The 13,646-nt window shown below is 64.7% G+C and carries 14 protein-coding genes; 7 read left to right on the plus strand and 7 right to left on the minus strand.

The window, feature by feature from the left end; translation table 11 throughout:
• Positions 1-2,078 (plus strand): putative bifunctional diguanylate cyclase/phosphodiesterase (locus G3574_RS21995; protein WP_205609881.1); only part of this gene is annotated, 2,078 nt, incomplete at its 5' end.
• A 111-nt stretch (positions 2,079-2,189) separates the two neighbouring features.
• Entirely contained in the window at positions 2,190-2,393 is a 204-nt protein-coding gene (locus G3574_RS22000; protein ID WP_163967696.1) for a hypothetical protein, read from the plus strand.
• A gap of 2 nt (positions 2,394-2,395) precedes the next feature.
• Here G3574_RS22000 and G3574_RS22005 read toward each other — a convergent pair whose 3' ends face one another.
• The 4 genes from G3574_RS22005 to G3574_RS22020 all read right to left on the minus strand — a co-directional run bounded on the left by G3574_RS22005 (position 2,396) and on the right by G3574_RS22020 (position 6,098).
• Positions 2,396-3,226: a helix-turn-helix domain-containing protein gene (locus tag G3574_RS22005; RefSeq protein ID WP_163967697.1), complete on the minus strand. Its 831-nt coding sequence runs from the start codon at positions 3,224-3,226 to the stop codon at positions 2,396-2,398.
• A gap of 63 nt (positions 3,227-3,289) precedes the next feature.
• On the minus strand, positions 3,290-4,516 hold the full coding sequence (locus G3574_RS22010) for an MFS transporter (protein WP_163967698.1): 1,227 nt from the start codon (positions 4,514-4,516) through the stop codon (positions 3,290-3,292).
• Between the two features lie 62 nt (positions 4,517-4,578).
• Positions 4,579-5,328 carry a TerC family protein gene (locus tag G3574_RS22015; protein WP_163967699.1) on the minus strand — a complete coding sequence of 250 codons (750 nt, stop codon included), beginning with the start codon at positions 5,326-5,328 and terminating at the stop codon, positions 4,579-4,581.
• Positions 5,329-5,408: 80 nt separating this feature from the next.
• Positions 5,409-6,098, minus strand: coding sequence for a Bax inhibitor-1/YccA family protein (locus tag G3574_RS22020; protein WP_163967700.1), 690 nt, complete (start codon positions 6,096-6,098; stop codon positions 5,409-5,411).
• 140 nt (positions 6,099-6,238) lie between these two features.
• Between G3574_RS22020 and nhaR the strand changes: the two genes are divergently transcribed.
• The gene (gene nhaR, locus G3574_RS22025) at positions 6,239-7,162 is read left to right on the plus strand and encodes a transcriptional activator NhaR (RefSeq protein ID WP_163967701.1); all 924 of its coding nucleotides are present in this window, start codon (positions 6,239-6,241) and stop codon (positions 7,160-7,162) included.
• Here nhaR and G3574_RS22030 read toward each other — a convergent pair.
• Positions 7,143-7,742, minus strand: a complete 600-nt coding sequence (locus G3574_RS22030) for a LysE/ArgO family amino acid transporter (RefSeq protein ID WP_163967702.1) — start codon at positions 7,740-7,742, stop codon at positions 7,143-7,145. The two genes, nhaR and G3574_RS22030, sit on opposite strands and share 20 nt — an antisense overlap.
• A 60-nt stretch (positions 7,743-7,802) precedes the next feature.
• Between G3574_RS22030 and G3574_RS22035 the strand changes: the two genes are divergently transcribed.
• From G3574_RS22035 to G3574_RS22050, 4 genes are read left to right on the plus strand one after another with little or no spacing between them, the layout of a single operon-like run.
• The gene (locus tag G3574_RS22035) at positions 7,803-9,077 is read left to right on the plus strand and encodes an MFS transporter (protein ID WP_235953561.1); all 1,275 of its coding nucleotides are present in this window, start codon (positions 7,803-7,805) and stop codon (positions 9,075-9,077) included.
• Between the two features lie 50 nt (positions 9,078-9,127).
• Positions 9,128-10,432: a family 1 glycosylhydrolase gene (locus G3574_RS22040; RefSeq protein ID WP_163967703.1), complete on the plus strand. Its 1,305-nt coding sequence runs from the start codon at positions 9,128-9,130 to the stop codon at positions 10,430-10,432.
• 38 nt (positions 10,433-10,470) lie between these two features.
• The gene (locus G3574_RS22045; RefSeq protein WP_163967704.1) at positions 10,471-10,887 is read left to right on the plus strand and encodes a carboxymuconolactone decarboxylase family protein; all 417 of its coding nucleotides are present in this window, start codon (positions 10,471-10,473) and stop codon (positions 10,885-10,887) included.
• A 55-nt stretch (positions 10,888-10,942) separates the two neighbouring features.
• On the plus strand, positions 10,943-11,539 hold the full coding sequence (locus tag G3574_RS22050; RefSeq protein WP_163967705.1) for a CHRD domain-containing protein: 597 nt from the start codon (positions 10,943-10,945) through the stop codon (positions 11,537-11,539).
• Positions 11,540-11,597: 58 nt separating this feature from the next.
• On the opposite strand, the gene G3574_RS22055 is transcribed toward G3574_RS22050, so the two are convergent.
• Both G3574_RS22055 and G3574_RS22060 read right to left on the minus strand, forming a co-directional pair.
• On the minus strand, positions 11,598-12,005 hold the full coding sequence (locus tag G3574_RS22055; RefSeq protein ID WP_163967706.1) for a cupin domain-containing protein: 408 nt from the start codon (positions 12,003-12,005) through the stop codon (positions 11,598-11,600).
• A 148-nt stretch (positions 12,006-12,153) separates the two neighbouring features.
• Positions 12,154-13,551: a phospholipase D-like domain-containing protein gene (locus tag G3574_RS22060; RefSeq protein ID WP_163967707.1), complete on the minus strand. Its 1,398-nt coding sequence runs from the start codon at positions 13,549-13,551 to the stop codon at positions 12,154-12,156.
• Positions 13,552-13,646: the final 95 nt, after the last annotated feature.

Raw genomic sequence — 13,646 nt, forward strand, 5'->3', positions numbered from 1 at the left:
GACCAGACCTTGATGCTCTGCAAATGAAAGCCGACGAACCGATCAGCTTTTCGTCCTCCGTCGGGAGCGACGAACTGTTCCAGCGGCTCTTCCGCAGGCACGGTTCCATCATGCTGCTGATCGACCCCGCGAGCGAACGCATCATCGATGCCAACCGCGCGGCGGCCGCCTTCTATGGCTACCGGGAAGATGAGCTGAGGAACATGCCCATCACCCGGATCAACACCCACAGTCCGGAAGAGATCCGCAGCGAGATGCAGCAGGCCGTCGAGGAAAAGCGGAACTACTTCTTCTTCCATCACCGGCTCGCCGACGGACAGGTGCGCAACGTCGAGGTGCATTCCTCCACGATCGAATCGCGCATGGGAACCCTGCTGTTTTCCATCGTGTTCGACGTCACCAAGCGCAGGCAGGCGGAAGAAGCCCAGCGCATGGCATCCCTCGTCTACCAGAACAGCCATGAAGCCATGAGCGTGGTGGACAAGCGCGGCCTCGTCGTCACCGTCAATCCCGCCTTCAGCGAAATCACCGGCTATGCGCCGCAGGACATCATCGGGCGCGACATCGCCATCCTCGGTTCCGACCGCGAGGATCCGCAAACCTTCAACGACATGATGGCCAGCGTGCTGGCGACCGGAAAATGGCAGGGGGAGCTTTGGACCCGCCGCCGCGACGGCGAGAAATTCCTGCGCAGCCTGTCGATCAACACCGTCCACGGCGATGACGGCGGCATCGTGTGCCGGGTCAGCCAGTTTTCCGACATTACCCGCCGCAAGGAATCCGATGCGCTGATCTGGCGGCAGGCGAACTTCGACGCGCTCACCGGCCTTCCCAACCGCAGCATGTTCCATGACCGTCTCGAGCAGGCGCTCAAGAAGGCGCAGCGCAACGATGCCGGCGTGGCCCTGCTGTTCCTCGACCTCGACGGCTTCAAGGAAGTCAACGACACGCTCGGGCATGGCATGGGCGACAGGGTGCTGCAGGCTGCGGCGCGGCGCCTGCAGCAATGCGTGCGCGAGACCGACACCGTCGCGCGCCTGGGCGGCGACGAGTTCAGCGTCATCATCGGCGACGTCGCCAACGTGCATGACGTCGAGCGCGCGGTGCACGCCATCCTGCACATCATGTGCCAGCCATTCGACATCGGCGCGGAACCTATCTACCTGTCGGCCAGCGTGGGCATCACCTTCTACCCCGACGACGGAGAGGAAGGCGCGACCCTGCTCAAGAATGCCGACCAGGCGATGTATGCCGCCAAGGAGCAAGGCCGCAACCGCTTCAGCTTCTTCATGTCTTCCATGCAGGATGCGGCGCAGGCGCGCAAGCGCCTGGTGAACGACCTGCGGGTGGCGCTGGCCGAGAACCAGTTCTGCCTGCACTACCAGCCCATCGTCGAATTGCGGACGGGAGCGATCCACAAGGCCGAGGCGCTAGTGCGCTGGCAGCATCCGCGCCACGGCCTCGTCAGCCCCGCCGCCTTCATTCCGATCGCCGAGCAGACCGGCCTGATCGCGGAACTGGGCGACTGGGTGTTCCGCCAGGCCGCGCGGGATGCCGCCCGCTGGTACCGGGCTGGAAAACGGGATTTCCAGGTGAGCGTGAACGTCTCGCCCCTGCAGTTCCAGTCCGGCGGAATCGACCACCACGCCTGGCTGCGGCACCTGCAGGGCCTCGGGATCGCGGGGCAGAACATCGTGGTCGAAATCACGGAGAGCATCCTGATGGACAAGGGTGCCGAGGTGACCGAAAGCCTGCTGCGGTTCCGCGATGCCGGCATGCAGGTGGCGCTGGACGACTTCGGCACCGGCTATTCCTCGCTTGCCTACCTGAAGAAATTCGACATCGATTACATCAAGATCGACCGCGCCTTCGTGCAGAACCTCGCGCCTGGCTCCGATGACCTCGCCCTTTGCGAAGCCATCATCGTGATGACCCACAAGCTTGGCATGAAGGTGATTGCCGAAGGGGTCGAGACCGAGATGCAGCGCGACCTGCTCGCGGCAAGCGGCTGCGATTACGCGCAGGGCTACCTGTTCTCGCGGCCCGTCTGCGCGGAAGATTTCGACAAGCTGCTCTGAGCGCGTCGGCCGACCGCACGCTCTTTCCCCACATCATGTTTGCTCTTTGTCAATGCGCTTTCCGGTGCAGGAGGCAAATTACGCCTATCCGCCAGGAAAGGAAGAGACAGCATGAACACAAGCGACATCCCCTACAGGATGAGTTCTCATGAACGCCGCCAGGTTCGCGCGCGCGCGCAGAAGGAACATTTCAAGAACAGGCTGCGGGCTCGCAAGGAGTTCGAGAGCAAGCGCCAGCGCGTGATTGCACGAAGCGCACTGTTTTTCGGATTGCTCGCCACCGTCGTGGCGGTGTCCCTGATGAAGCTCGCCTGAGCTCATTCCTCCCCGGCGACCCGCCTCAGGATGGCGGCGGTTGCAGCATCCGCCGGAAAGAACGATTCCAGCGCCAGTTCCGAAAACGTGACGTCCACCGGCGTGCCGAATACCGTCGTCGTGCTGATCAGCGACAACAGTCCGGCTTCGCTGTCGAAGCGCAGCGGCACGACCACTTGCACGTCGTGTCCCGGCAGGGCCTGGTCCGCGCGGCCTGGCTGGCCTGCCGGCATCGGATAGGCCGCGAGTACTTCGAGCAAGTCTTTCAGGACGGCGTCGTCGCTGACGCTGATCTGCTGGCGCAGCCGGGCCAGCAGGTGGCCGCGCCATTCCATGTAGTTCACGATGCGGGGGGCAAGCCCCTCGGGATGCAGGGCCAGCCGCAAGACATTGACCGGAGGCGCGAGCAGCGCCGCGGACACGCCCTTCAGCAGGAAGGGAACGGCCCGGTTGTGCATCACCAGGTTCCAGTGCTGGTCGACCGCGAGCGCAGGGTAGGGCTCGTGACCCGCCAGCACCAGTTCCATCGCCTTGCGCGCCGGCCCGGCTACCGGATCATCCAGCTTGCGCTCGGAATACATCGGCGCGTATCCCGCCGCCATCAGCCAGGCATTGCGCTCCCGCAGCGGCACGTCCAGCCGCTCCGAGAGGCGCAGCACCATTTCCCGGCTGGGCGTCGCGCGGCCCGTTTCCATGAAACTGAGGTGTCGGGTGGAAATCTCGGCCTCCAGCGCAAGGTCGAGCTGGCTCATGCGGCGGCGCTGCCGCCATTCGCGCAGGTAATCTCCCGCCGAGCGGCCTGAAGCGGCCGGAAAGGAAAGTGTCGTCGTCATGCATGGATGGTAGCGCAGCCTTGCGCCGGTCAGCCATTACCTGCGAGGTCATCGTTGCCTGGATCAGGGCGGCGGGTCCGCGGTCAGGCGTTCGCGCCGCGTCAGCTGCGGAAACAGCTTCATCCACGCCGCCACCACCAGCAGCGTTCCCGCGCTGCCGATGATGACCGATGGCACCGTGCCGAACCAGCCCGCCGTCACGCCCGACTCGAATTCGCCAAGCTGGTTAGATGCGCCGATGAAGATCGAATTCACCGCGCTGACGCGGCCCCGCATGTCGTTCGGCGTGTCCAGCTGCACCAGCGATTGCCGGATCACCACGCTCACCATGTCGAACGCCCCGGACAAGCCCAGTGCGATCAGCGACACGGTGAAGGAAGTCGACAGGCCGAATACCAGCGTCGCCACGCCATAGGCTGCCACGGAGCCGAACATGACACGGCCGACATGGCGCTGGATCGGATGCCGTGTGAGGTAGAGCGAGATAGCGAGCGCGCCCACCGCCGGCGCGGAACGCAACAGCCCAAGCCCCCACGGGCCGACATGCAGGATGTCCTTGGCAAAGATCGGCAGCAGGGCGGTCGCGCCGCCCAGGAGCACCGCGAACAGGTCGAGCGAGATGGCACCCAGCACCTCCTTGCGATGCCAGATGAAGGAGATGCCGGCGAACAGGCTTTGCATGGTGACGGCCTCGCGCCGCTGTGGCCGGTCGGGGGCCTGTTCCAGTTTTACCGCGAGCACGAAGGCGATCGCCGCGCCGAACAGCACGGCGCTCGTCGCATAAACCGCACCGGCGCCGGCGACATATAGGAAGCCGCCGAGCGCCGGGCCGACGATGATCGCGAACTGCGACCCGGCGGAACTGATGGCGAGCGCTCGCGGCAGCACGATGGGCGGAACCAGGAGCGGCCCGAGGGCCTGCTGGGTCGGCAGCTGGAACGCCTTGGCGGCGCCAAGCCCGACCGAACACAAGAGGATGGCTTCGCGGTTGAGCCAGCCGCCGAAGGTGCCGGCGATGAGGATGGCCGCGATCAGCAATTGCCCCGCGAGGCACCAGGCCAGCACGCGCCGCCGGTCGAAGTGGTCCGCGACCTGTCCCACCACCAGCGCCAGTGCCAGGGAGGGCAGGAACTGCGCCAGCCCGACCGTGCCGAGGTCATACGCGCTGTGCGTCAGGTCGTACATCTGCCACGCGACCACCACCATCATCATCTGGTTGGCCATGGTCGTCGCCATGCGGCTGAAAAAGAAGAAGCGGAAGGAGCGGAATGTGGAGAGGGGATTGGTCATGACGGAAAATGCGGCAGGGCGGGTCCGATCTTATCAGACTGCCGCCCCGCCCGTTTTCCGCGTCAGGTCCCGGAATGCTCCGGGGCATGATGCTTCGCCGGGCCGGCGTCGCGCCGGTGCAGGCGGATGTTCAGCATCTCCACCACCACCGAGAACGCCATCGCGCTATAGATGTAACCCTTCGGAACGTGGTGGCCGAAACCTTCGGCGATCAGCACCACCGCCACCACCACCAGGAAGGACAGGGCAAGCATCTTGATGGTCGGATGCGCCGAGACGAAATTGCCGATGGGGCGCGCGAAGCACATCATCAGGCCCACCGACGCGACGACCGCGGCGATCATGACCGGCACCTGGTCCACCATGCCGACCGCGGTAATGATGGAGTCGAGGGAAAACACGAGGTCGATGAGCATGATCTGCGCGATGGCGGCGGCGAAGCCGAGGTGCGCGCGCTGCGTCACCATGCCCTCCGCGCCTTCGAAGGCCTGGTGGATTTCCCCCACGCTCTTCCAGAGCAGGAACAGGCCGCCGCCGATCAGCACCATGTCGCGTCCGGAAATTTCCTGGCCCAGGACGTTGAACAGGGGCGCGGTCAGGCCAACGATCCACGACAGGACGAGCAGCAGTCCGATGCGCATGAACATCGCCAGGAACAGGCCCAGCCGGCGCGCGAACTCCTGCTGGTGGCGCGGCAGCTTGTCCACCAGGATGGAAATGAAGATGATGTTGTCGATGCCCAGCACCAGCTCCAGCGCGGTGAGGGTAAGCAGCGCCATCCAGGCCTGCGGATTGGTGAGAAGTTCTAGCATGAGGAATGCCCCGGTTGGTGTTCGTGCTCGTCAAAAAACAAGGGCGCCGGTTTCGCGGCGCCCTTGGGAGTCAGGCCGGATCAGTCACGGCCGGCGAAGCCCAGCAGATGCAGCAGGCTGGTGAACAGGTTGAAGATGGAAACGAACAGGCTGACGGTTGCCATCACGTAGTTCGTTTCGCCGCCGCGCACGATGTTGTTGGTCTCGAACAGGATCATGCCCGACATCAGCAGCACGAACACCGCGGACACGGCCAGCGACAGGGCGGGGATCTGGAAGAAGATCGCGCCGAGGCCGGCGAGGAAAGCCACCAGCACGCCGATGCCGAGGAAGCTGCTCATGAATCCCAGGTCTCGCCTGGTCATCAGGCCATAGGCCGACATGCCGAGAAACACCGCCGCCGTGCCGCCGAGGGCCAGCATCACCGTCTGCGTGCCATGGGGCATGTTGAGGTAATGCGTCAGGATCGGGCCCAGGGTATAGCCCATGAAGCCGGTCAGGGCGAAGGTAAAGGCGATGCCCAGGCCGCGGTCGCGGTATTTCGTGACCAGGAAGAGCAGGCCGTAGAAGCCCGCCAGCGTGATCAGGATGCCCGGATGCGGCAACCGGAGCGCCGCCGCGGCGCCCGCCATCAGGGCGGAAAAGCCGAGCGTCATCGCCAGCAGCAGGTAAGTGTTGCGCAGCACGCGGTGCGCCGCGCCGTCGATCACCGTCGTTGCGGTCTGCGAGCGCAACGCCGTGTTTCGCATCGATGTGAAACGATCATTCATGGTGGATCCCTCTCGAAAAAGGACGCGCCGGACAAGGCCGGCCAGCCAGGCCGGATCCGCGCGACAAGCAACATGATAGGGATCTGACGCTTAAGGAAAAAGCGAAGATAATAGGACGTTCATTTCGAAAAAACCGAACCATGAAGACTTCCGCACTGAATTACCGGCACCTGTATTACTTCTGGGTAGTGGCGAAGGAGGGCAGCCTGACCCGGGCCGCCGAGCGCCTCGATGTTGCCGTGCAGACCATCAGTACCCAGCTCGGCCTGTTGGAACAATTCCTTGGCAAGGCGCTGCTTGCGCCGCAGGGGCGCAGGCTGGTGCTGACCGAAGCCGGCCGCCTCGCCCTCGGCTACGCCGACCAGATTTTCCTGCTGGGCGAGCAGATGCAGGATGTGCTGGCGGAAACCGATGCCGGCAAGACCATGCGGCTCGCGGTCGGCCTGTCGGATTCGCTGCCCAAGCTGATCGCATCCCGGCTCCTGGATGCCGCCTTGCAACTCGGCCAGCGCGTCAAGCTCATCGTGCATGAAGACGATTTCGAATCCCTGCTCGGCAACCTCTCGGTCCACAAGCTGGACGTGGTCCTGACCGACCGGCCGGTTCCTTCCGGCACGACCTTGCGGGTATTCAGCCACCTGCTCGGAGAAAGCGAGATTTCATTATTCGGCGTGCCGCCGCTGGCCGAGCGCTACCGGGAAGGCTTTCCCGCAAGCGTGCACCAGGCGCCGGTGCTGCTGCCTACCCGCGGCAACGCCATCCGCGGCAGGCTGGACCACTGGTTCGAAAGCAAGGACGTGCGCCCCGACGTCGTCGGCGAATTCGACGACAACGCCCTCCTGAATACCTTCGGACGCCATGGCGTGGGCCTGTTTCCGGCGCCTTCCGCGCTGGCGAAGGACGTCGGCGAACAGTTCGGCGCGGTCGAGGTGGGCAAGCTCGACGGCGTGCGCGAACAGTTCTACGCGATCTCGAACGAGCGGCGCATCAAGCATCCCGCCGTCGAGGCGATCCTTGCCGCCATCCACGGCCGCGACATGGCGGTCAGCCAGCCAGCAGGCTGATCGCGAGCGCGAACATCACGACGCCGATCAGCCCATCGAGCACCCGCCAGGAAAGCGGGCGCGCGAACCACGGCGACAGCAGGCGCGCGCCGAAGCCGAGCGTGGTGAACCAGGCTACCGCCGCCGTCATCGCGCCGGCCGCGAACCACCATTTGCCAGCGCCCTGCTGGCCTCCCACCGCGCCAAGCAGGACCACGGTGTCGAGGTAGCAGTGCGGGTTCAAGAGGGTCACCGCCAGCACGGTGGTCAGCGCCTTGCCCGTGCCCATCGCCGATGCGGCCGCCGCCTTGAGTTCGTGCGGCGACAAGGCCGAGCGCCAGGAGCGCAGGCCATACCAGGCGAGGAAAGCGGCGCCGCCCCAGCGCGCGAGCGCCAGCAGCGCCGGATTGCGCTCGATGAGGGTGCCGATGCCCGCCACGCCCGCGCTGATGAGCATGATTTCGCAGGCGATGCATGTCGCCACCGTCAGCAAGACATGCTGGCGTTGCAGTCCCATGCGCAGGACATGCGCGTTCTGGGCGCCGATGGCGATGATGAGGCCGAGGCCCATGCCGAAGCCCTTGAGGTAATGCGCAAGCATGCCTTGTCCGAATTTGCGAAAAGCAGCATTGTGCCTGTCGCCGGGCGGTCCGGCTACACCATGTACACTGTGGTGGAACCGCTTCGCCATCCCGGCGATGCCGACGCCTCGCTTGCCGACATCATGCAATTCAAGGAACCCTGGAACATCATCCGCCTGCTCGCCTTCACGCAGATCTCTGCCTGGGGTTCCCTTTACTACGCGTTCGCGGTGGTCGCCCCCGACATCCAGCGGGAGCTCGGCTGGCGCGGCGAAACCGTGTTCGGCGTCTATTCGTGGAGCCTGCTCGTGGCGGGACTGGCATCGACGCCGGTCGGCATCCTGCTCGACCGCTTCGGCGGCCGGATGGTCATGGCCTGCGGCTCGCTGCTCGCCGCCGCTGGACTCGGCCTGCTGGCGAACGTGCATTCCCTCGGCGCGTACATCGCCGCCTGGACACTGATCGGCGTCGCCATGGCCATGGTGCTGTACGAAGCCGCCTTCGCCACCATCAACCGCGAGTTTCACCTGCAATCGCGCAAGGCAATCTCGGTGCTTACCCTGTTCGGCGGACTGGCCAGCACGGTCTCCTGGCCGCTCACGCTCTGGCTCAGCGGCCGGGTCGGCTGGCGCGATACCTTCCTCATCTATGCCGCCGTGCAGGCGCTGCTGTGCGCGCCGATGCATCTCCTGCTGCCGGCCGGCCGGCGGGCGCCGGTTCCGCCGCCTGACGCGCGCATGGAACAGGCGCGCAACTTTACCCTGCGCGAAGCGGTGCGCCATCCGGTGTTCTGGAAGCTGGCCTTCGCCTTCGCCACCAACATGTTCATCTTTTCCGCCCTGTCGGTCCACCTGATCGCGCTGCTGCAGCGCTTCGGCCATGCCGCCGCTGGCGCGGTGCTGATGGCGTCGCTGATCGGCCCGATGCAGGTTGCCGGACGCATGGCCGAGATGAGCGTGGCGAACCGCTTCCGGCCCCAGACGGTGGGCATCCTGACCTTCTCCTTCCTGCCCCTTGCCCTGATGGCCCTGCTGTTCGCCGGCGAGCGCCAGTATGCGGTCGCCATCTTCTGCGTGCTTTACGGCGTCAGCAACGGCGTGCTCACCATCGTCCGCGGGACGGTGCCGCAAGCCTTGTTCGGCCGGGAAAACTATGGCGCGATTTCCGGCGCGCTGGCTGGCCCGTCCCTGCTTGCCAAGGCAGCCGGGCCCATCGTGGCGGCGAGCATCATCGCCGCGCATCCGGGAACGACAGTCCTGCTGGCGGGGCTGCTGGCGGTGTCCGCCGCTTCCCTGATGTGTTTCCTCAGCGCCATCCGCGGGCAGGCCGCCATGCCGGAACTGCGGTCTACATAAACTTCCCCTGACGCGCAATGTCCATCACGGGAAACAGGAGGAAGTTTCCCATGACACCCGGATTCATCTTCGCAACCGGCATCGAAAACAGCATTCCGACGATACGCAATGGCACGCATCGCGTCGATGAAATGGAAAAGTGCGGCCACTACCGGCATTGGCGCACCGACTTCGACCTGGTGCAGGAGCTCGGCATCAATTTCCTGCGCTACGGTCCGCCCCTGCACAGCACCTTCCTGGGGCCGGACCGCCATGACTGGTCGTTCGCCGACGAAACCTTTTGCGAGCTCGAACGCCGCGACATCGTGCCCATCGTCGACCTCTGCCATTTCGGCGTGCCCGACTGGATGGGCAATTTCCAGAACCCCGACTTCCCCGAACTGTTCGCCGCCTACGCGCGGGCGTTCGCGCATCGCTTTCCCTGGGTCCAGCTCTACACGCCGGTGAACGAGATGTTCATCTGCGCGGTGTTCTCCGCGCTGTACGGCTGGTGGAACGAACAGCTGCAGAGTGATCGCGCCTTCGTCACGGCGCTCAAGCACCTGGTCAAGGCAAACGTGCTGGCCATGAAATGCATCCTGCAGGAGCGGCCCGATGCCTTGTTCATCCAGAGCGAGTCGTCGGAATACTTCCATGCCGAAAATCCGGCGGCGATCCGGCCGGCGGAACTTGCCAATGCGCGGCGTTTCCTGTCGCTGGACCTGAACTATGGCCGGCGCGTGGATTCGGAAATGTACGAATATCTCATGGACAACGGCATGACCCGGGACGAGTACCGTTTCTTCATGAAAAACAATCTCAAGCATCACTGCATCATGGGCAACGACTATTACATGACCAACGAACACCTCGTCTCCGACGACGGCACGACCCGGGCTTCAGGCGAAATCTTCGGCTATGCCGTCATCACCCGCCAATACCATGAACGTTACCGGCTCCCGGTGATGCATACCGAGACCAACCTGATGCAGGGAACGAACGGCGACGAGGCGGTGACCTGGCTGCGCAAGCAATGGGCGAACGTCCTGCGCGTGCGCAATGACGGCGTGCCCATCGTCGGCTTCACCTGGTATTCGCTGACCGACCAGGTGGATTGGGACAGCGCCCTGCGCGAAGACAATGGCCACGTGAATCCGCTGGGACTATATGACCTCGACCGCAGGATCCGCCCGGTGGGCGAGGCCTACCGCAAGCTGATCCAGGACTGGGGCCAGGTCCTGCCGACGCAGAGCGTGTGCCTGCAGGTGCCCGTCGTGATGCCGAGCGAGCATGGCCATGACTGGGCCCGCCGGCAGCGCGCGCAGGCTTACGTCACCCGCAAGGCGGATACCTCGGCGCCCCACAATACCGAGTAACATCTGGCTTTACATCCGGATTTCACGAAGGGGCGCACATGAGCGAGGAACGACAGCAGCAAGGGCAGCAGAGCCAGTTCGGCGATGACCAGCAATTCCAGGACGGCCTGAAGATGCGCACGCAGGTCATGGGGGAAGCGTTCGTCAATGCCGCCTTCGGCAATGCAACCGAATTCACGATGCCGCTCCAGGAATACATCACCCGCAATGCATGGGGCACGGTTTGGCAGCGCGGTGTCCTGGAGCTGAAGACCCGCAGCCTCGTCACGGTGGCGATGCTGACCGCCCTGGGGCGCGCCCACGAGCTCAAGGGCCACGTCCGCGGCGCGCTCAACAACGGCGCCACGCCCGAGGAAATCCGGGAAGTCCTGCTGCAGGCTTCGGTCTACTGCGGCATGCCGCTTGCGGTCGATGCCTTCCGTGTCGCCCAGGAAGTCATCGAACCGAAGACCTGACCGACCTGACTGGCACGAAGCATGCATCGTCTTTTGCGAAAGGATGGTGCATGACATGGTGACGATCCAGTCTCTCATCGCACGGGCGCGGCGCCGCGCCCTTCCCGCCCTTGTTGCCGTGATGCTTGTCGCCTGCGGCGGCGGGCATGATGATTTTCCCGAGGCGTACACCGCGACGCTGATCGGCGCCCAGCAGGTGCCGCCCGTCGCTTCCATCGCCAGCGGCGTCGGCCTTGTCACGGTGGACGTGGACAGGCGCGGCCTGCTGGCCAGCGCCGTCATCAATGGCGCCGCCGGCACCAGCGTGCATGTGCATTCCGGCGCGGCCGGGGTGAACGGCCCGGTGACCATCCCGCTCGCGCAGGACCCGAGCGGCGTGTGGATCGCCCGCGCTACCTTGAGCGGCGAGCAGTACGCGGCGCTTCGCAACGGTAATTTTTACCTGGACGTGCATACCGCCGCCAACCCGAATGGCGAACTGCGCGGGCAGCTACAGCTGCAAATTCCGAACGACCAGCAGGCCCAGGCCATCTTCCAGTTCCGCAACCTGGTTCCGCTGATCGAACAGCAGCGCCAGCAGATCGACGACATCCTGTTCGGCGACACCGAGCCGCGGTCGGGCATCGGCATCGGTATCGGTCTAGGCTTCTAGGGGAGCTGCCGGGAGAGCACGCCGGGGCAAGGTCGAATGCGCCGGCGCGGGAAACGACTTACTTGGGGGCAGCGGGCGTGGCCAGGGGCTTGCCCTTCTCGACCGCGTACACGCCGATCAGCTTGGCCGGCACGGTTCCGCTGTTGCGCGCGTCATGCACCTTGCCCGCCGGAATGACGAACGCTTCGCCGGCCTTCACCGTGCGCGGCGGCTCCCCGTCGATCAGCAGTTCGGTCTCTCCCTCGAGCACGTAGCTGATCTCGTCGCCCGGATGGCTATGGCGGCCAGCCGTCGCGCCGGGCGCCACCTCGACGCGCGCCACCACCGCTTCGTGGTTAGGAATGGACATGTCGGCCTTCTGCACCATCTCGCGCTTGAGGCCGCTGGCCTGGGCATGGGCGCCGGCGGAAGCGGCCAGGCCGAGGATGCAAAACAGTGAAACGGAAAGCTGCCTGGTACGGGTCATGGTTGTCCTTTGTCTCTATCGTTGAATGACGGGATCGCTGTCGCGCGCGATGTTTCCGGCCACCTCCTGCCTGCAAGGCGGACGTTGCCATTACATCACAGATTGCCGGAACGAATCCACCTGGCCTGCGCGTGAAAGCCGATAGCCGTCAAAGCCAGTAGTCCAGGAACCGCACCGCCCATTCGCGCATGCGTTCGCCCATGCCGCGCCGGCGCCACTGCTCCAGGCTGACTTCGTTCGAATCTCGGATGTCCCGCTGGAAGAGCGCTTCCATCTTGTCCGCGAAGTCGGCGCCCAGCACCACCGCATTGATTTCATCGTTGTGCAGGAAGCTGCGAATGTCGAGGTTGGTCGATCCGATGGTCGACCAGACGCCGTCGATCACCGCAGTCTTGGCATGCAGGACCGCCGCCTTGCGTTCATATATCCGCACGCCGCCCTGGAGCAGTTCTTCATAGAAGGAACGGCCCGCGTACAGGATCAGGTCGACGTCGGTCAGGCTGGGAAAGATGATCTCCACGTCCACGCCGCGCCTGGCGGCATCGATCATGGCCTGCACGACCTGGCGGTCCGGCACGAAGTAGGCCGTGGTCAGGTGGATGCTCTTGTTGGCATTGGCGAACGCCGAGATATAGGTTTTGTAGATGGTGAAGTCCATGTCGTCGGCGGTGCTGCCCAGTGCCCGCACCAGGGCGTTGCCTTCCTGCTTGAGCGGCGGAAAGTATTGGGCGCCGACGAGCGCGTTGCCGGTCTTGCGTTGCCAGGTATCCAGGAAAAGCTTCTGGAACTCGGCCACGACCGGACCTTCGATCTGCATGTGCGTGTCCCGCCAGGCGGCCTCCTTGGGATCCTTGGGCGGCGGCTCCGCGTGGCGGCTGCCGAGGATGGAGCTCTTGCCATAGACCTTGCTGATGTTGACGCCCCCGGTGAAGGCGACCTTGCCGTCGACCACCAGCAGCTTACGGTGATCGCGCTGGTTGATGTCCCAGTCACCCGTGGCGCGCAGCGGATTCACCGGATTGAACTCCAGCGTGTTGATGCCGGCCGCGCGCAAGCGCTCGAAGAATTCCTTGGGCGTGTCGAGCGTGCCGACGCTGTCGTAGATCAGGTTGACCTGCACGCCGCTCGCGCGCTTCTGGATCAGCAGGTCCGCCAGCGCGCGTCCCACTTCGTCCGCCTCGAAGATGTAGGTCTCGAGGTTGACGTGGTCCTTGGCCGCGCGGATCGCGCTCATCATGGCGCGCATGGTGATCGGCCCGTCGTCCAGCAGGATCACCTTGTTGCCGGCAACGAGCGGCTTGCCGGCAATCGCCTGCTCCGCCGCGACGTGCCGGCTGAGGAATTCCGCCGCGTCGGCCTTGTTGCCGAGCCGGTCGATGATCGCCTGGCTGCGCGTGGTGGAAAGCGCGCCGCCGGCGGCAACGATGGTTGGTTCTTGCCTCGGGGCGAGATGGCGGTCACGCAGGTAGGCAACGTCTGGCAGGCTGGCGCATCCGCCGAGAAATGCCAGCGCCATGATGAAAAGGGTGTGCCGCAGGGAACGCATCGCCGCTCCGGAAAGTAAGGGTTCAATGAGGGTTCACGCCCTTCGAGTGGTTTTCCGGCAAAACCATTCCGCAAGGATGTGGCCTGATTGCACTA

It is taken from the genome of Noviherbaspirillum galbum (assembly GCF_010974945.1).
Taxonomy (GTDB): Bacteria; Pseudomonadota; Gammaproteobacteria; order Burkholderiales; family Burkholderiaceae_D; genus Noviherbaspirillum; species Noviherbaspirillum galbum.